This window comes from Nocardiopsis metallicus (assembly GCF_014201115.1).
Lineage (GTDB): Bacteria > Actinomycetota > Actinomycetes > Streptosporangiales > Streptosporangiaceae > Nocardiopsis > Nocardiopsis metallicus.
In genome coordinates this window covers 4,945,079-4,961,260 of record NZ_JACHDO010000001.1, presented here as the reverse complement: position 1 = coordinate 4,961,260, position 16,182 = coordinate 4,945,079, and the positions used below count along the sequence as shown (strand labels likewise).

The window sequence follows — 16,182 nt, the reverse complement described above, 5'->3', positions numbered from 1 at the left end:
CTGGGCCCTTACCCGGTCTGGCATCGGGCAATCGTCAGCGCACAGGCAGTAGTGTGATGGTCCCGCAAAGTGAAGGAGTTCTGTTGGGCACCCCCGTTCTCGTCCTCCTCACCCAGGACCTGCGCCTGCACGACCACCCCGCGCTGACGGCGGCCCTCCGCGGACCCGGGCCGGTGGTCCCGCTCTTCGTCCTCGAGCCCGCACTCCTGCGCCGCGCCGCGCGCAACCGCCGCGCCTACCTGGGCGAGGCCCTGGCCGACCTGCGCTCGGCCCTGCGCGCACGCGGCGGCGACCTCGTCCTGCGCCGGGGCGACACGGCCGCCGAGGTCCTCGCCCTGGCTCGGGAGACCGGGGCCCGCACCGTCCACCTGAGTTCGGGCGTGAGCTGGTTCGCCGCCCGTCGGGAGGAGGCACTGCGCGCCACCGGCCTGGAGGTGCGCGCCCACCCCGGGCTGACCGTGGTCCCGCCGGGCGGGGCCACCCCGGCCAGCGGCGACCACTACAAGGTGTTCACCCCCTACTGGCGGGCCTGGGAGTCGGCCGCCTGGCGCGCGGTACTGCCCGCGCCCGAACGCCTGGACCTGCCCGACGGCCTCGACCCGGGGGAGCTCCCCGACCTGGAAGACAGCGGGGAAGGAGTGGGTGTCCTCGCTCCGGACCGCGTCCGCGGCGGCCAGGCCCTGGCCCGCGAACGCCTGCGCTCCTGGCTCGACCTCGGCCTGGCCGACTACGGGGACCGGCACGACGACCTCCCCGGAGCCGCCACCTCCGGGCTCTCCGCGGACCTGCGTTTCGGCTGCCTGTCCCCGCTGGAGGTCGCCACCGCCGCCCGTGACCTGCCCGGCGGTTCCGAGTACGTGCGCCAGCTCGCCTGGCGCGACTTCCACCACCAGGTCACCGCCGCCTTCCCGGCCATCAACATCCGCGACTACCGGCCCCGGGACCGCGAGTGGCGCACCGATCCCGAGGCCCTGGCCGCCTGGAAGGAGGGCCGCACCGGGGTGCCGATCGTGGACGCCGGCATGCGGCAGCTGCTCCGGGAGGGCTTCATGCACAACCGCACCCGCATGATCACCGCCGCCTTCCTCACCAAGACACTGCTCGTGCACTGGCGGGAGGGGGCCGCGCACTTCGACGCGCACCTGACCGACGGCGACGTCGCCAACGAGTACGGAAACTGGCAGTGGACCGCCGGGACCGGCAACGACACCCGGCCCAACCGCGCGTTCAACCCCTCCCGGCAGGCCAAGCGCTTCGATCCCGACGGTGTGTACGTGCGGCGCCACGTCCCCGAACTCGCGGGGCTGTCCGGTGCGCTCGCCCACACTCCGTGGCTGGAGGGCTTCGGAGAGGGGGTGGAGGGCTACCCGAAGCCGATCGCCGACCCCGGCAAATAGCGCGGGGCCGGTCGGAGCGGCTCGGACCCCTGGCCGTGCGGCCGTGCGGTGCGGGAGCCCCGGGCGGGTCAGCCGTTGTAGTGACCGCAGTTCGGGCAGGTGCGCACCCCGGCGTTGAGGTACTCGCCGCATCTCTCGCACTGGCCCACGATGGGCTTGTCGTGCTTGGGGGACATGGCGGGAATCGGCGCGGGAAACGGGGAACGGAACCGGGTGAGGTGGGTAACGGGCGTCAAGGTCAACCTTCCGTTTCGGCGAGCCCGTCGATGATGTCGTCCAGGACCAGGGTGCGGTCCTCGGTCGACATCAGACGCAGTTCCCGGAGTGCGGGGACGGTGTCCACCCCGTTGCCCCCGGAGCCCGTCACCGTGCACACACGCATGCAGTGCTGGGTCGGGGGCCGCCAGAAATCCCGTTCGTGGATGGGGGCGATGCGGTACACCGTGGCCGGGTACTGGGAGGGCCGACTCGGCGAGTGCCACTGCTGGACGCGGGACAGGACGAAACCCGTGATCAGGGAGTCGAAGACACCGCCCGACGCGAGGTCGGACAGGGCGTCCTGATCGCCCTCGGCGCGGCAGGCGTCGCACCCGGCGAGCTCCGCGCGCAGCAGCCAGCGGGCGCGCGCGTGACTCACCTCGGGGTTCTTGAGCTTGCTCGGATGCCGGTGTCCCATGGGACGGAGCGTACGACGGACCGCGGCGCCGCGGTAGGCGGGGCGGCCAACCGCGCGCCTTCGGCGGGCCGGCGGATCAGGTGGTGCCGAAAGCCCGCCGGAACGCGGCCAGCGCGGCCTCGTCGAACAGCACCAGGTCCACCCGGGCCACCCTGGCCTCGGCGGTGCGCAGCGCCCGCGCGGCGATCCGCGCCGCGTCCTCCAGCGGCCACCGGTAGACCCCGGTGGAGATCGCCGGGAAGGCGACCGACTCCGCGCCCAACCCGTCCGCGACCCGCAGCGACTCGGTGAAGCACGAGGCCAGCACCGCCGACCGGTCCTCGGCCTCGCTGTACACCGGGCCGACGGTGTGGATCACCCAACGGGCGGGCAGTTTCCCCGCGGTGGTCGCCACCGCCTGCCCGGCGGGCAGGCCGCCCCCGTAGTGGGAGGCGCGCAGCTCGCGGCACTCCTCCAGAATCGCCTCGCCGCCCTTGCGGTGAATGGCGCCGTCGACCCCGCCGCCGCCCAGCAGGGAGCTGTTGGCGGCGTTGACGATCGCGTCCGCGCGGTGCCCGGTGATGTCCCCCCGGAACAGCTGGATCCGCATCCGGTCGGCCATGCCCACCCCTTCGGTCTGCTCGTGCTGCTCGTGTGTCTCCCCGCGAACGCGGCGCCCCACCCCCAACCGCGGCGGGGAGCGGGGAGAAGGGTCACTCCGGGTCGACGCGCCCGCCCGGAACCGCGGCCCTTCGGCACCTGTCCGAAGGGTCTCAAACCCCTTCCCCGTAAGTCATCCCGAATTAACGCGGGGGTGCCACGGCCAGTAGTACTACCCGTCGTAGACTTGAGTTCATGAATCGGCTTGGCGAACTTGAACGAGCGGTGATGGATGTACTGTGGGCACGCAACGAACCAATGACGGTTCGCGAGGTCGGCAAAGCACTCGCCGAGCGCGACCTGGCACACACGACCGTCATGACCGTGCTCGACCGACTGGCCAAGAAGAAGGTCGTCGACCGGGCACGCGAGGGTCGTGCGTGGCGGTACCGTCCAGCAGCCAGCCGTGAGAACTACGTGTCGGAGCTGATGTTCGACGCACTGGGTCAGACGGTGGACCGTGACGCGGCCCTGGCCGCCTTCGTCCAATCCATGGACGGCCAGGAGGCTGAAGCGCTCCGGCGCGCACTCGCGGAAATCGAGCAGCCAAGGAACTAGTCCGTATGGTCAGTGCCGCCCTCCTCACCATCGTCGCGATCAGCTGCCTCGTCGCCATGGAAGCACTCCATCGGGCGAAGTGGCCCTCCCGCGGCCCCTACACGGCGGTCATCGCCTGGCAGGCGCTTGGCCTGGCCTGGGGCGTGTCCACCATCGGAGCGCTGCTGGCCTACGGCCTGTCCTCCTACGAACTCGGCGCCGCCGGCGGCCTGATGGCCGCGGCGTCGGACCTGATCACCGGTGAGTTCATCCTCGCCGAGTTCTCCCAGGGGATCGAGGGGATCAGCCACCTCGCCGCCGTCGCGCTGGCGATCATCCTGACCCTCGTGCTCTTCTCCGGGCTCGTCGCCTCCTTCGTGCAGGTGGTCCGGGTCCGCAGGCGCCACCACGACCTGCTCGAACTGGTGGCCAGCGAACACCCCGACGTCCCTGGTGCCCGCGTCGTCGACCACCCGGCCGCCGCGGCCTACTGCCTGCCCGGCGTACTGCGCTCGCAGGTGGTGATCAGCTCCGGTGCGCTCGAAGTGCTGGACCACCGCGAACTCGCCGCGGTGCTCGCCCACGAGCACGCCCACCTGCGTCAGCGCCACGACCTCGTGCTGCTGCCCTTCTCCTCGCTCAAGCGGGCCTTCCCCCGCGTGCGGCTGGTGCGGACCTACTACGAGAGCGTCGCCCTGCTCATCGAGATGTGCGCCGACGACCAGGCCCGCCGCAAGAGCTCCTCGCGCGAGCTGGCCATGGCCCTGCTCCGCTTCGGCGCCGCCGGTCCCGCCCCGGTGCCCGCCGGCGCGATGGCCGCGGTGCCCACCGCCGAGCCCGGCGTCATGCGCAGGGTCAACCGGCTCCTGCGCCCGGACGACGAACTCCCCTACCACGCGGGCGCCGTCATCATGGGTGCCTCGGCCTTCCTGCTGGCCACCGTGACGTGTCTGTGGCACATTCCCATCTGAGCCCGTTGTGATCTCACCCTCCACGGGGCACGATCTTCACGTGTCGTCCGTTTAACGTGGAGAGCGGGCGGAACCCCGTTCGGACGCGTGTGGCGACTGGAGTGAGTCTTGTTCTACTGGATCTGGCAGCTGATCTACCTCGTGACCTTCGTGGCCAGCCTGTACGCGTTCATCGAGGCGCTGAGGACACCGGAGCAGGCCTTCGTGGTCATGGACAAGCAGACCAAGAAGCTGTGGGTGATCCTCACAGGTGTGGCGACGGGCCTCTCGCTGCTCGCGGTGCTGAGCGGCACCGGCATGTTCGTCATCCTGGGCCTGGTCGCCACCCTCATCTTCCTGCTGGACGTGCGCCCCGCCGTGAAGGGTGTGGGCGGTAGCAACCAGAACAACGGCCCCTACGGCCCCTGGTAGAACCGGGCCCGGCCTGATCCCCGGTCCCGTCTGATCGGTTCCGCCTGACCGGCCCCGCCTGACCCCGGGCCGACGCCGCCCCGGTCCCTCGGGGCTGCGCCGACCGCCGTACACGGCCCGGCCCGCGCTCAGTTGCTCTGGGGGTGGGGCTGCGGCGGCAGGGAGGAATGCCCGGCCGGTCCGGGCCCCGTCGGCCCCGCGTCCTCCGGCGGTTCCGGAGGCAGCACCTCCGACAGCGCCTGCGCGTAGGCCGGGTCGCTCGTGTAGTAGGAGTGCCCGAGGATCTCCGGGCGCCTGGCCTCCCCGGGCGGGGCGTCGTACGAACGCGGATCGGGCAGCGGCCCGGCCTCCGCTACGGCCTCCTCGCCCCGATCCCGTCCCTCGTCCGCACCGCCCGCACCGGAACCCCGTCTGCGGACCGGGCCAGCGATGGCGTCGGTGACCCGCCACAGGTTGCGCCAGGCCGACACCCGCCCGTTCAGGTCACCGAACGCGGCCGGACCGAAGTAGGCCGGGAAGTACCGCGCGTACAGCCGGTCCAGCGGCGAACCGTGCGTGATCAGTGAGATCCGGCCCCGGCAGTCCCGGGGTAGCTGCCACACGGTCGCGGCGGCCAGCACCGACCCCTGCGAGTGGCCGGACAGCACCACGTCGGTGCCCTCGCGGGCCATCCGCGCCACTCGCGCGGTCAGCTGTGGCACCGCGCGCTCCGCGTACGACGGCGGGGCCAGCGGGTGCGCGACCCGCGGCCAGAAGGTGCCCACGTCCCAGACAGCGCCCACCGCCTGCCGGGTCGGCCGGTCCCGGTAGGCGCTCCGGCCGATCCACACCAGGGCCACCAGGCCCGCCCCGCTGATGATCGATCCCACGCCCACCAGTGCGTCCAGCGCACCCTGCGCCACGCCCTGGAACTCCCCGGCCATGAGCGCCGGGGCGTCCACCGGACCGGCGACCAGGTTGCCGGTGAGGATCGAGTACAGCGCCAGCCCCACCAGGGGGATCACCGGCAGCAGCAGCGCCGCCAGCACCTTGGGCAGGACCTCGGTCAGCTGCCCCACGGCCCTGGCCCTGGCGATGTCCCAGGTCCTGCGGTCCCGCACGCTCCGCGAGTACAGCGAGGTCACCTGGGGCAGCTGCGCCCGCACCGCCCCGCGCAGCCGCAGGGCCAGCACCGCCACCACGCCCAGCACGATCACCGCCTCGAAGGCGAACGCCAGCTGCAGCCACGAGTAGGCGGTGGGCGGCGACAGGGCCAGGCAGTCCGCCTCGGGCGCGTTCACCGAACCGCAGCCGCTCAGCCACAGCGCCCCCTGGTAGACCAGCGCCGCCGAGAACCCGCCGCCCAGCAGTGTGCCCAGCGCGGCCGTGGCCGGTCCGGCCAGTCCGCGCATCGCGGTGCGCTCGTGCGGCCGGTCCACCGCGAACAGCACCAGCGCCGCCAGCAGCAGCATCAGCACCAGCGCGCCCTGCACGGCGAAGAGCGTGTTCAGCAGGGTCCCGCTGCCGGGCAGCCGCCCCTGGGCCACCCATCCGGGCCGCGGCCACACCGTGTACGCGGCCACGACCACCACCACGAAGAGCATGGTGTCCCGCAGGATGCGGCAGAACCGGTCGGCCCGCGCGTTCCATCGGGGATCCCTCCCCGGTACCAGCACGCTCGCGGTGCTCGCCGCCGCCACGGTCGCCAACACGGCCGCCAGCCCCGCCCCGAACCACCAGGCCGCGGGCCCGGTCGGCGTCGCCCCGCCTCGCACCGACAGGTCGTGCAGGAACGCGGGGAGCAGCAGCAGCGCCGCGACGGTGCCCACCGCCATCGCGATGTGCGCCGACCTCAGCCGCGCCATGATCTCGCTGTTGCGCCAGAAGTCCGGATGGCTCAACGGGGCGTCCTCGGTGTACTCCGGCGGCACCGGACCGGTCACCACCTCGTAGTCGGCCGCCGTTCTCCGGGACAGCCGCCACAGCACCAGGACCACGGCCGCGGGCAGCACCGCCCCGATCAGCAGCCCCCACCCCGGAACGGACAGCGGCGAGGACGCCGAGGCCAGGAAGGCCAGCCACGGGCGCGCCTGGACGCACTCCTGGCCCATCCCGCCGCACTGCCAGCCCACCAGGTCCATCCCCACCCCGGCTGCGGCCAGGGTGATGAGCACGGTCAGGGACAGCGCCAGCAGCCGCACCCCGGCCCCGTAAGCGATGCTGGCCCCCCGGCGCAGGCCGGTCTGCCCCCGGTCCATCCGCCCCGGCCGCATCCAGTACGCCACGTTGATCAGCATGAACGGCAGCAACAGGAGCCAGAACGCCCGTGAGGCGCTGCCCGAGGTCAGGTTGCCCCAGGCGAAGATCTCCCGCCGCACCCCGGGCACGCTCTGGGTGTCAGGCTCGCGCCGCCACCGGAAGAAACCGGCGAGCCGGTCGCCGCCCACGCGCATGGCGGGCTCGACGTCCAGGAGCTCCTCGGCCTGACCGCCGCTGACCCCGTGCACGCGCAGCTCCACGCAGTTGCGGGCAGGGGCGGCGGAGGGCTTCTCAGCGGGGCCGAGGGAGGGGGCCCCAGGGGCGGGGGGCTGGTGCTCCGGCTCGCGAGAGCCGGGGGAATCGGGGGTATCCGGCATGTCAGCATCCTGCCACGCGCAGTGGCGATGAAACACGGCTCAGCCGCCCCCGTGGACAACTCGGTGAACCCGAACGCTTCCCGACCGCGGCCCGGACCCGTTACTTCACCAGGTCCCCGTCGTCCACGTCCCACGTGTTGCAGGCGCCCGCCGACTGCTCCTCCCAGCCGGCCCGCGTCCACCACACGCTGTTGTCCGCGGAACCGTGCGTGCGCTCCTCGTCGGGGCCGTCGGCGCGGTCCGCGGTGGCCGAGGCGTCCTCCAGCAGCGCCTCCAGGTCCCCCGAATCCAAGGGGTAGCTCACCCGGACCGACCCCAGGAAAGCGCCCGCCAGGCAGTTGGCCTGGAGCTCGCTGCGGCGCGTCCACGCGTTGCGGCCCGCGTCGTCCTCCTCCAGCTGGCGCTGCTCGTGGTAGTACTCCAGGAGCCCGGACTCGCCCTGCACGTGGTGGCCGTACTCGTGGGCGAGCAGGGACGCGTAGACCACGCTGTCCTCGGAGCCGTTCCACTTCTCCACCACGTCCGAGGTGCCGATGTAGATGGCGCTGCTCGCCCGGCAGTAGAACGCCCCGGCGGGGGAGGGGTAAGCACGGCAGGGGCTCACGCCGGGCTCGCTCCAGAACACCCGGTTCGGTGGCGCGAAGGGAATGCCCGCCCGGTCGAACTGGGTCGTCCAGGCGTCGTCCAGGCAGTCCGCGACCAGGTGCAGGAACCGCTCCATGGAGTCGGGGTCCTCGACGTCCAGCTCCGGTACCGGGCACGGCAGCGGACTCAGCCGACCGGTGTCGTACAGCGGGTTGGAGACCAGCGCGGTGTGCCCGGTGGGCCGCTCGGGCAGGGCACGGCCGGGGAGCCCCAGCTGTCCGGAGGGCGTGTCCTCGACGGGGTGCTCCTGACCGGGTTTCTCGTCCCCCGTGCCGTCGGCCCGTCCGGACACCGTGTCCGTGTCCGGGCCGCCCTCTTGGACGGTGGTGGTCCAGGAGAGCAGGGACAGCGCCAGCAGGACCACCAGGAGGCCGCACACCACGCCGAAGACCCGTCGGTTGGTCCGGTGCGCCCTGCGGGAGTGGGCCAGCCGTGAGGCCGCGTCCGCCCCGCCGAAGCCGAGGTCACCGCTCACCGCACCAGCTCCTCGCGGGCTTCCCAGGTGTTGCAGGCGGCCGGGTCCGCACGGTCCATGCCGTGCGCGGTCCACAGACGACCGTTCTCCACCGACCCGTGCGTGCTCGTGCCCGCGTGGTCGGAGCGGCGCCCGACGGAGTCGAGGATATTGGCCCGCTCGGACCCCCCGTAACCGAGGGACTCCTCAGCGGCGCCGATGAACACTCCACCCAGGCAGTCGGCCTGGAGCTCGTTGCGCCGGGTCAGCTCGTCCGCGGTCTCCTCGTCGGCGTTGGCCCGCAGCGCGTGGAACTCGGCCAGGATCCGGGACTGCCCCTGCACGTGGTGCCCGTACTCGTGGCTGAGCAGGAACGTGTACGCCTCGGCCTCCTGGCTTCCCGCCGACGCCGCGACGATGTCCTCCACGCCCAGGTAGAGGCCCTGGTTGGCCTGGCAGTAGAAGGCCGCCGTGCCATGGGTGGGGAAGGGCCCGCAGGGGCTGTGCCCCTCCGCGTACCAGTAGACGCGGTTGGGTGAGGTGAAGGGAATGCCCGCCTCCGCGAAGTAGGCCGCCCAGGCCTCGTCCAGGCAGTCGGCGATCGCGTGTACGAACACCTCCACCGACTTCGGGTCCCCGGTGTCCATCTTCGGCGGCTTGCACGTGACCTCGCCCAGCTCGCCGTTGGCGTAGAGCGGGTTCTGCCCGAACGGGTCCTGGATCGGCACCGGGTCGGCGGCCGGTGCCTCGGCGACGTCAGCGATCAGCACCTGGTCGGGGCCTGGCCCGAGCGGCTCACCCAGGGCCGCTTCGGCCGACGGCAGCATCGCCGAGATCGACAGGAACCCGGTGAACCCGACGGCGGCCAACCCCGTGCCCAGCGACAGGGAGACGCCCAGCCCCATGCGTTGGAGGAGACCGGGCCGGTCCGCCCACGGGTCCGCACCCGGACCCGACCGCCAACCCCTCACCACGGAACCCGGCCCCGGCGCGCGCGGTGGCCGCTCAGGCCGGTGGGAACAGTGTCGGGCAGGCCGGCGGGCAGGCCGACGGGCCGACCGGTGGACCGGCCGTCCGGCCGGACGGCCGACCGGCGCACGACGCCGCTGGGGGCGCCCGATGGACACGGTCCGCGCACGGACCGGATAGGCTCTCGCGTCATGTGGTGGGTCGGCTCCTGGCGCCCGGCCGTCGCGTTGGCGACGGCCCTGCTCGTGTTCTCCTCGCTGGTCGCGGTGTCCGCCGTGGCGTGGCCGAGGGGAGAGGCGCACGCGGCGACGGCGGCCGCACCGGCAACCACAGTACCGGGGCAGGAACCGGCGGTCATCGCCCACCGTTCCGCCACGGACACGGTCATCACCAACGACATCCGCCTCGAACTGGACCAACTGGGCATCCTCCACGGCGAGGAGACCATCCGCTTCGAGGGAGCCGCCCCGGAGAGCTTCACACGGGCCCTCACGGCCACGATGCTCTATGACACCGACCACGACCGCCGCTTCGAGATCAACGGGGTCTCCGCGGCCAGCTCCGACGGCGCCACCCTTCCGCTCGAGACCGAGGAGACCGACGGCGCCCTCCTGGTGCGCATCCCCACCGAGGGCACCCGCGGAGTGAGGCTCAGCTACCGGGTCAGCGGCACCGTCAGCGAGGTGGCCCAGGGCGTCCAGCTCGAGTGGCGGGCCGTGGGCGCCTACAGCCACACCGTCCGCAGCACCGACGTCACCGTCACCGCCCCGCTGCCGCCCGAGGCGCTGTCCTGCCTGGCTGGAGAGCCCCGCAGCGCCATGTACTGCACCGCCTCGGACATGGGCGGGGACGCGGTCGTCGCGCACTTCCTCCAGGCCGACATGACCCCCAGCGACCGGCTGGACATCGTCGTCAACTACCCGCCCGGCACCGCCGAGGGCGAACCCATCCTCACCCGCCGCTGGTCACTGGCCTCGGCCTTCCAGGTCACCCCGGCCACCGCCAGCGTGTTCGGCCTCCTGCTGCTGGTCCTGGTGGGCGGGCTGATCTCGCTGATCCGCCTCCGCGGCCGCGACGAGCGCGCGCTGCGCGAGGAGGCGTCCCAGGGCGACCACGCCCCGGTGGAGCCCGGGGAGCACGGCCGGGTGCGCTTCGCCCCGCCCGACGACGTCCACCCCGGCCAGATCGGCACACTCGTCAACGAGACGGTCGACATCACCGATCTGACCGGCGCGGTCCTGGACCTGGCCGTGCGCGGCCACATCCGGGTCGAGGAGCTCCCGCACGAACACTTCACCTCGGTGGACTGGCGGCTGGTCCGACTGGACGGCCCCCCGGGGGAGACCCTGCTCGGTTACGAATGGCTCCTGCTGGACGCCCTCTTCGGAGAGAAGCGCACCGTGCGCCTGTCCGAGATCGGCTCCCCGCGCCACTGCGCGGACTTCCCGGCCCGCATCGACCGCGTGCGCGAGGAGCTGTACCGGGACATGGTCCGGCTCAAGTGGTTCTCCCGCTCGCCCAACCGGGAGCGCGGTACCTGGACCGTCGTCGGCATGGGGCTCACCGTCTCCGGGGTGGTCCTGACCGGTGCGCTCGCGGTGTTCACCACCGCGGCCTTCACCGGCCTGGCCGTGATCATCGCCGGGGCGGCCGTCACCGCCGGGGCCCAGTACATGCCCGCCAAGACCAAGCTCGGCAGCTCCGTCTACGCGCACACCATGGGCTTCCGCGACTACCTGCTCAGCCAGCGCGCCCAGAGCGCCCCGCCCGGTCAGCGGGTGGAGCTGTACTCGCGCTACCTGCCCTACGCGGTGATCTTCGACGACGTCGACCGCTGGGCCGACATCCTGGCCGCCGCCGCGATCGCCGACCTCAGCCCCGAGGAGCTCACCGGTGACGGACTCGCCTGGTACACGGGGCCGAGCGAATGGCGGATCGAGGACTTCTCGGACTCCATCAGCACGTTCGTGGTCACCCTGACCGGCCTGATCACCAACACCCGCCGGGTGCGCCTGCTCAACCAGCTGCAACGATCGAGGTAGCGCCGTCCCCGGCCCAGTGCGGAAAGCGGGGGTGGAAGAGTTCGATGATCAAGGGGGAACCATGCGCGCTGTCGTGCAGCGGGTGTCGCACGCTTCGGTGACGGTGGACGGCGAGGTGGTCGGAGAGATCACCCGGCCCGGCCTGATGGCCCTGGTGGGGGCGACCCACACCGACACCGTTGCGGAGGCCCGCAAGGTCGCCCGGAAGCTGTGGACGCTGCGCATCCTGGAGGACGAGAAGTCCTGCTCGGACATCAACGCCCCGCTCCTGGTGGTCAGCCAGTTCACCCTCTACGGCGACGCCCGCAAGGGCCGCCGCCCCACCTGGCAGGCGGCCGCCCCCGGCCCGGTCGCCGAACCACTGGTCGACGCGGTCGTCAAGGAACTGCGCGACCAGGGCGCGGAGGTGGCCACGGGGGTGTTCGGCGCCCAGATGTCCGTCGGCCTGACCAACGAGGGCCCCTTCACCGTCATCGTCGAGGTCTGAGCCGGGCGGGGAGGGCCTTCAGGCCTCATCCCGGGTCACCCGGGCCAGGACGTGGTCGGGGGCGGGGAGGTCGTGGACCAGCGCCGGGTCGGTGACCGGGGGGTCGAACACCATCCGGACCGGCTGCACACCAGCCCAGATCGGGGTGGCGTGGTCCGACTCCTCGTCACTGGGCGGGCCGGTGCGTACCTTCACCGACGCCTCCGCCAAGGACAGCGCCAGCACCCGGGTGGCCGCCATCTCCTTGGCGCTCGGCGGGCGGACCACGTCCCACTGGCCCGGGGCGAGCTGCTCGGTGATCGCGCGCAGCCCCTCCCAGCGCTCCTGCTCGTCGGTGACCACGCGCGGGGTCCCGAACACCATCGCGGAGCGGTGGTTCATCGAGTGGTGGAAGCCCGATCGGGCCATGACGATCCCGTCCAGCAGGGTCACCGTCACGCACACCTCGTCCGCCGCCAGCAGCGAGCGCGCCCCGGTCGAACCGTGCAGGTAGAGGGTGTCGCCGATCCGCCCGTAACCGGTGGGCAGCACCCGGGGGGAACCGTCCACGACCACGCCGAGGTGGCAGACCAGCCCTTCGTCGAGGAGGTCGTACAGCTCGCCGCGGTCGGTCCTGGCCTTGGCCTTGCCACGGTTGAGCCGTGTGCGTTCTGTGGTGGAGAGCATGCGTCTACCGTAGGAAGAAGTGGACATTGAAACCATGGCCATTTCTGGCAGGAAGTGAAAGACCACTTTGCCCCGACGCCCCGCCCGCCTCGCCGAACCGCCCGTACGCATCGACCGCTCCGCCTCCACCCCGCTCTCCGCCCAGCTGTCGGACGCGCTGCGCGGGGCCATGTCCACCGGAACCCTGCGCGCCGGTGAACGGCTGCCCTCCAGCCGCAGCCTGGCCACCCAGCTCGGGGTGAGCCGCACCGTGGTCACCGACGCCTACCAGCAGCTCTACGCCGAGGGCTGGCTCGACGGCCGCCACGGCTCGGGCACCTTCGTCACCGAACACGAACCCCTGCCGGGGTCGGGGCAGGGGACGCCACGGGATCCGGTGGCGCCACGAGGCGCAGGGGCCGGGGTCGTGCGGCAACGCCCCTCGCGCGCGCAGCTCCGCCGCTCCGGGACGGTCGACCTCCGCCCCGGAGCCCCCTGGGTCCACGACCACGATCGCGCCGCTCTGCGCCGGGCCTGGCGGCACGCCGCCGAACACCCGCCCTCGGACGACCCCGACCCCCGGGGCCTGCCCCGGCTGCGCGCCCTGCTCGCCGAACACCTGCGCCGCACCCGGGGCGTGCGGGTGGGACCCGAGAACATCGTGGTCACCCGGGGCACCGGCAACGGCCTCGACCTGGTCGGCGCCATGGTTCGCAACACGGCCGGCCCGGGCGTCCGGGCGGGGGTGGAGGACCCCGGCTACGGCAAGGCCCGCACCATCCTGGCCGCGCGCGGAGCCGAGATCGTCCCCTGCCCCGTGGACGGCGACGGCATCCGCCCCGAGGACCTGCCCGACGACCTCTCCCTCGTCTACACCACGCCCGCCCACCAGTACCCGCTGGGCGGACGCCTGCCACTGCCCCGCCGCGAACGCCTGCTGGCCTGGGCCCGCCGAACCGGTGCCGTGGTGGTGGAGGACGACTACGACGCCGAGTTCCGCTACGACGTCGCGCCCCTGCCCGCCCTGTACGGGCTCGACCCCGGCCGGGTCGTCCTGCTCGGCACCCTCTCCAAGACCCTCGACCCCGACCTCGGCGTCGGCTGGATCGTCGCCGAACCCGATCTGACGCACCGCATCGTCGACGTCCAGGCCGCCACGGCCCTGCTGCTCGAACGCGGGGACCTGGACCGGCACCTGCGCCGGATGCGACTGGAGTACGCGCGCCGCCGCGCCCTGCTCGTGGAACACCTCGGCCCCCGGCTCAGCGGGGACACGGCCGGACTGCACGTGCTGCTGTCCCTGCCCGAGGCGGCGGTGGCCCCGGTGATCGCGGCGGCGGCCGAGGAGGGGGTTCTGGTGGAGGACACCAGCCGCACCAGCCACGGGGCGCCGAGGGTGCACGGGCTGGTCATCGGCTACGGGTCGGCGGACCGCACGGAGCTCCGGCGCGCCTGCGGGGTCCTGGCCCGGGCGGTGCGCCAGCACACCGGAGAGTGAGCCGGGCGGCGGTCGGGGCGGCGCGTGGGACGGCCGGAAGGGGGAAGCGGCCGGAGGAGGGGACGGCCGGAAAAGGGAGACACCCGGAAAACACGGCGTCCCGGGCGCGGCGCGGCCGCCACCCGGGACACGGGAGGTGTCGACTCGTCGGACCCCCGAGGGGAGCCGGGAACAGAAGGAGAAGAGAGGGAAAAGAAGAGGGGAATCCGAAGGGGGATCTCCCGTGCCCTGCCCCTGCCCCTACTCCACCTCGACGGTGACGGGTTCGAACTTGTAGCCCAGACCGCGCACCGTGACGATGTAGCGCGGGTTGCCCGGGTCCTCCTCGATCTTCGCGCGCAGCCGCTTGACGTGCACGTCGAGGGTCTTGGTGTCACCGACGTAGTCGGCGCCCCACACCCGGTCGATGAGCTGCATCCGGGTGAGCACCCGCCCGGCGTTGCGCAGGAGCACCTCCAGCAGCTCGAACTCCTTCAGCGGGAGCTGGACGTTGTCGCCGCGCACCGTCACCACGTGCCGCTCCACGTCCATCCGGACGGGACCGGCCTCCAGCGCGGCGGGCAGCACGACCTCGTCCTCGCCCCGGCGGCGCAGCACCGCGCGGATGCGCGCCACCAGCTCACGGGAGGAGAACGGCTTGGTCACGTAGTCGTCGGCGCCCAGCTCCAGACCGACGACCTTGTCGATCTCGGAGTCCTTGGCGGTCAGCATGATGACGGGGACGTTGGACTTCTGCCGCAGAGTCCGGCACACCTCGGTGCCCGACAGCCCCGGCAGCATCAGGTCCAGCAGCACGAGGTCGGCGCCGGTCCGGTCGAAGGTCTCCAGGGCGACGGTCCCGGTGGGGGCCACCGCGACCTCGAAGCCCTCCTTGCGCAGCATGTAAGACAGGGCGTCGCTGTAGGACTCTTCGTCCTCTACTACGAGTACGCGCGTCACTGTGCCGTCTCCTGGTGGTTGTCGTTCCGGGTCGCGTCGAGCTCCCGGCTCTCGGGTCTGGGCAGACGAAGAGTGAACGTCGACCCCGACCCCTCCTTGCTCCACACGGTCACTTCTCCACGGTGGTGGGTCATGATGTGTTTGACGATGGCCAGGCCGAGACCGGTACCACCGGTGGCCCGGCTCCGAGCGGCGTCCACACGGTAGAACCGCTCGAAGATCCTTTCCAGGTCCTGCTGGGGAATGCCGATCCCCTGGTCCGCGACACTGATGTCCACGCTGGTCCGGGAGATTCCGACGGACACCGCGACCCTCGTGTTCTTCGGACTGTAGGCGACGGCGTTGGCGATGAGGTTGCGCAGGGCGGTCCCCAGCATCGCCTCGTCGCCCAGGACCGTCAGCCCCTCGGCACCGCTGCCCACCAGTTCGATCCCCTTGGCGTCCGCGGGCATGCGCACCGTGTCGATCGCCTCCTCGACGACCGAGCCGAGGTCCACCGGGGCGGGTTCGGCGATGGGTTCGGCGCCCTGGATACGGGAGAGCGTGATGAGGTCCTGGATGACCGCCGTGAGCCGGGCGGCCTCGGTCTGCATGCGCCCGGTGAACCGGCGCACGGCTTCGGGGTCGTCGCTGGCGTCCTGTACGGTCTCCGCCAACAGGGACAGCGCACCCACCGGCGTCTTGAGCTCGTGCGAGATGTTGGCCACGAAGTCGCGGCGGACCGCCTCCACCCGCCGGTGCTCGGTCTGGTCCTCGGCCAGCACCAGCACCAGGCCGGTACCGCCCAGCGGGGCCACCCGCACCGCGAAGGACGTGGCGTCGGGGCCGAACTTGCGAACGGCCACCTCGATGTCGGTCTCACGGATCACTCCGTCACGCCGGACCTTGCGGGCCAGAGTGAGGAGTTCGCCTATGACCAGTTCCTCTCCCCGGACGATCCCGAAGGCCCGGGCGGCGGAGGAGGCGCGCAGCACCCTGTCACCGGAGTCCAGGACCACGGCGGAGGAGGGGAGCGCGGACAGCACCTCGGCGATCCCGGGCGGGAGGGTGTTGCCGTCGTGCCGAGGCGACTGCGGCTCCTCGCCCGGGGTTCGAGAACGGAAGAGAGGGCTGGCGACGAGTACGCCGATGACGACGCCCGCGACGAGCCCGATGATGCCGACAACGGCGGCGAGAAGTTCCCCTTGCACGATTCGATCGTAAACGTGCGGACTGGGGCTTTACCCGGTCAGGGCACGCGACACAACCGAGGTTCTT

15 protein-coding genes are annotated in these 16,182 nt (G+C 72.3%); 7 read left to right on the top strand and 8 right to left on the bottom strand.

Features of this window, described 5'->3' with window-relative positions:
* Nucleotides 1–83: 83 nt before the first annotated feature.
* The gene (locus HNR07_RS21650; RefSeq protein WP_184366574.1) at nucleotides 84–1,397 is read left to right on the top strand and encodes a cryptochrome/photolyase family protein; all 1,314 of its coding nucleotides are present in this window, start codon (nucleotides 84–86) and stop codon (nucleotides 1,395–1,397) included.
* 238 nt (nucleotides 1,398–1,635) lie between these two features.
* Here the strand turns inward: HNR07_RS21650 and HNR07_RS21645 are convergent, their stop codons facing one another.
* Together HNR07_RS21645 and HNR07_RS21640 are read right to left on the bottom strand one after the other, a co-directional pair.
* The gene (locus HNR07_RS21645) at nucleotides 1,636–2,073 is read right to left on the bottom strand and encodes a hypothetical protein (protein ID WP_184366573.1); all 438 of its coding nucleotides are present in this window, start codon (nucleotides 2,071–2,073) and stop codon (nucleotides 1,636–1,638) included.
* A 76-nt stretch (nucleotides 2,074–2,149) separates the two neighbouring features.
* The gene (locus tag HNR07_RS21640) at nucleotides 2,150–2,674 is read right to left on the bottom strand and encodes an O-acetyl-ADP-ribose deacetylase (protein WP_184366572.1); all 525 of its coding nucleotides are present in this window, start codon (nucleotides 2,672–2,674) and stop codon (nucleotides 2,150–2,152) included.
* Nucleotides 2,675–2,907: 233 nt separating this feature from the next.
* On the opposite strand from HNR07_RS21640, the gene HNR07_RS21635 reads away from it, so the two are divergent.
* The 3 genes from HNR07_RS21635 (at nucleotide 2,908) to HNR07_RS21625 (ending at nucleotide 4,631) form a co-directional block, all read left to right on the top strand.
* Entirely contained in the window at nucleotides 2,908–3,270 is a 363-nt protein-coding gene (locus tag HNR07_RS21635) for a BlaI/MecI/CopY family transcriptional regulator (RefSeq protein ID WP_083926756.1), read from the top strand.
* 5 nt (nucleotides 3,271–3,275) lie between these two features.
* A complete protein-coding gene (locus tag HNR07_RS21630) occupies nucleotides 3,276–4,220 on the top strand; it encodes a M56 family metallopeptidase (protein ID WP_184366571.1) in 945 nt (314 codons plus the stop codon).
* Between the two features lie 108 nt (nucleotides 4,221–4,328).
* Nucleotides 4,329–4,631, top strand: coding sequence for a DUF2516 family protein (locus HNR07_RS21625; protein ID WP_017581320.1), 303 nt, complete (start codon nucleotides 4,329–4,331; stop codon nucleotides 4,629–4,631).
* A 128-nt stretch (nucleotides 4,632–4,759) separates the two neighbouring features.
* Here HNR07_RS21625 and HNR07_RS21620 read toward each other — a convergent pair whose 3' ends face one another.
* The 3 genes from HNR07_RS21620 to HNR07_RS21610 all read right to left on the bottom strand — a co-directional run bounded on the left by HNR07_RS21620 (nucleotide 4,760) and on the right by HNR07_RS21610 (nucleotide 9,250).
* Nucleotides 4,760–7,246: a hypothetical protein gene (locus tag HNR07_RS21620; RefSeq protein ID WP_246420427.1), complete on the bottom strand. Its 2,487-nt coding sequence runs from the start codon at nucleotides 7,244–7,246 to the stop codon at nucleotides 4,760–4,762.
* Nucleotides 7,247–7,346: 100 nt separating this feature from the next.
* Nucleotides 7,347–8,366, bottom strand: a complete 1,020-nt coding sequence (locus tag HNR07_RS21615; RefSeq protein ID WP_184366570.1) for a neutral zinc metallopeptidase — start codon at nucleotides 8,364–8,366, stop codon at nucleotides 7,347–7,349.
* Nucleotides 8,363–9,250, bottom strand: a complete 888-nt coding sequence (locus HNR07_RS21610) for a neutral zinc metallopeptidase (RefSeq protein WP_221318896.1) — start codon at nucleotides 9,248–9,250, stop codon at nucleotides 8,363–8,365. Before HNR07_RS21610 ends, HNR07_RS21615 begins: the two co-directional genes overlap by 4 nt.
* A gap of 255 nt (nucleotides 9,251–9,505) precedes the next feature.
* Between HNR07_RS21610 and HNR07_RS21605 the strand changes: the two genes are divergently transcribed.
* Both HNR07_RS21605 and dtd read left to right on the top strand, forming a co-directional pair.
* Nucleotides 9,506–11,356, top strand: coding sequence for a DUF2207 domain-containing protein (locus HNR07_RS21605; protein ID WP_184366568.1), 1,851 nt, complete (start codon nucleotides 9,506–9,508; stop codon nucleotides 11,354–11,356).
* A 61-nt stretch (nucleotides 11,357–11,417) separates the two neighbouring features.
* Nucleotides 11,418–11,843, top strand: coding sequence for a D-aminoacyl-tRNA deacylase (gene dtd / locus HNR07_RS21600; RefSeq protein ID WP_184366567.1), 426 nt, complete (start codon nucleotides 11,418–11,420; stop codon nucleotides 11,841–11,843).
* Between the two features lie 18 nt (nucleotides 11,844–11,861).
* Here the strand turns inward: dtd and HNR07_RS21595 are convergent, their stop codons facing one another.
* Nucleotides 11,862–12,509: a pyridoxamine 5'-phosphate oxidase family protein gene (locus HNR07_RS21595; protein WP_184366566.1), complete on the bottom strand. Its 648-nt coding sequence runs from the start codon at nucleotides 12,507–12,509 to the stop codon at nucleotides 11,862–11,864.
* A 67-nt stretch (nucleotides 12,510–12,576) separates the two neighbouring features.
* On the opposite strand from HNR07_RS21595, the gene pdxR reads away from it, so the two are divergent.
* On the top strand, nucleotides 12,577–13,986 hold the full coding sequence (pdxR, locus tag HNR07_RS21590; RefSeq protein WP_184366565.1) for a MocR-like pyridoxine biosynthesis transcription factor PdxR: 1,410 nt from the start codon (nucleotides 12,577–12,579) through the stop codon (nucleotides 13,984–13,986).
* A gap of 240 nt (nucleotides 13,987–14,226) precedes the next feature.
* Here the strand turns inward: pdxR and HNR07_RS21585 are convergent, their stop codons facing one another.
* Nucleotides 14,227–14,925 (bottom strand): response regulator transcription factor, encoded by a 699-nt coding sequence (locus HNR07_RS21585; RefSeq protein WP_017581312.1) that lies wholly within the window; start codon nucleotides 14,923–14,925, stop codon nucleotides 14,227–14,229.
* Nucleotides 14,922–16,115: a sensor histidine kinase gene (locus HNR07_RS21580; RefSeq protein WP_184366564.1), complete on the bottom strand. Its 1,194-nt coding sequence runs from the start codon at nucleotides 16,113–16,115 to the stop codon at nucleotides 14,922–14,924. Before HNR07_RS21580 ends, HNR07_RS21585 begins: the two co-directional genes overlap by 4 nt.
* Between the last annotated feature and the right edge of the window lie 67 nt (nucleotides 16,116–16,182).

Coding starts and splice junctions, on each gene's coding strand:
- HNR07_RS21610 (WP_221318896.1), bottom strand. CDS start 9,250: ATGGGGCTGGGCGTCTCCCTGTCGCTGGGCACGGGGTTGGCCGCCGTC.
- HNR07_RS21595 (WP_184366566.1), bottom strand. CDS start 12,509: ATGCTCTCCACCACAGAACGCACACGGCTCAACCGTGGCAAGGCCAAG.
- HNR07_RS21645 (WP_184366573.1), bottom strand. CDS start 2,073: ATGGGACACCGGCATCCGAGCAAGCTCAAGAACCCCGAGGTGAGTCAC.
- HNR07_RS21635 (WP_083926756.1), top strand. CDS start 2,908: ATGAATCGGCTTGGCGAACTTGAACGAGCGGTGATGGATGTACTGTGG.
- HNR07_RS21630 (WP_184366571.1), top strand. CDS start 3,276: ATGGTCAGTGCCGCCCTCCTCACCATCGTCGCGATCAGCTGCCTCGTC.
- HNR07_RS21620 (WP_246420427.1), bottom strand. CDS start 7,246: ATGCCGGATACCCCCGATTCCCCCGGCTCTCGCGAGCCGGAGCACCAG.
- dtd (WP_184366567.1), top strand. CDS start 11,418: ATGCGCGCTGTCGTGCAGCGGGTGTCGCACGCTTCGGTGACGGTGGAC.
- HNR07_RS21605 (WP_184366568.1), top strand. CDS start 9,506: ATGTGGTGGGTCGGCTCCTGGCGCCCGGCCGTCGCGTTGGCGACGGCC.
- HNR07_RS21640 (WP_184366572.1), bottom strand. CDS start 2,674: ATGGCCGACCGGATGCGGATCCAGCTGTTCCGGGGGGACATCACCGGG.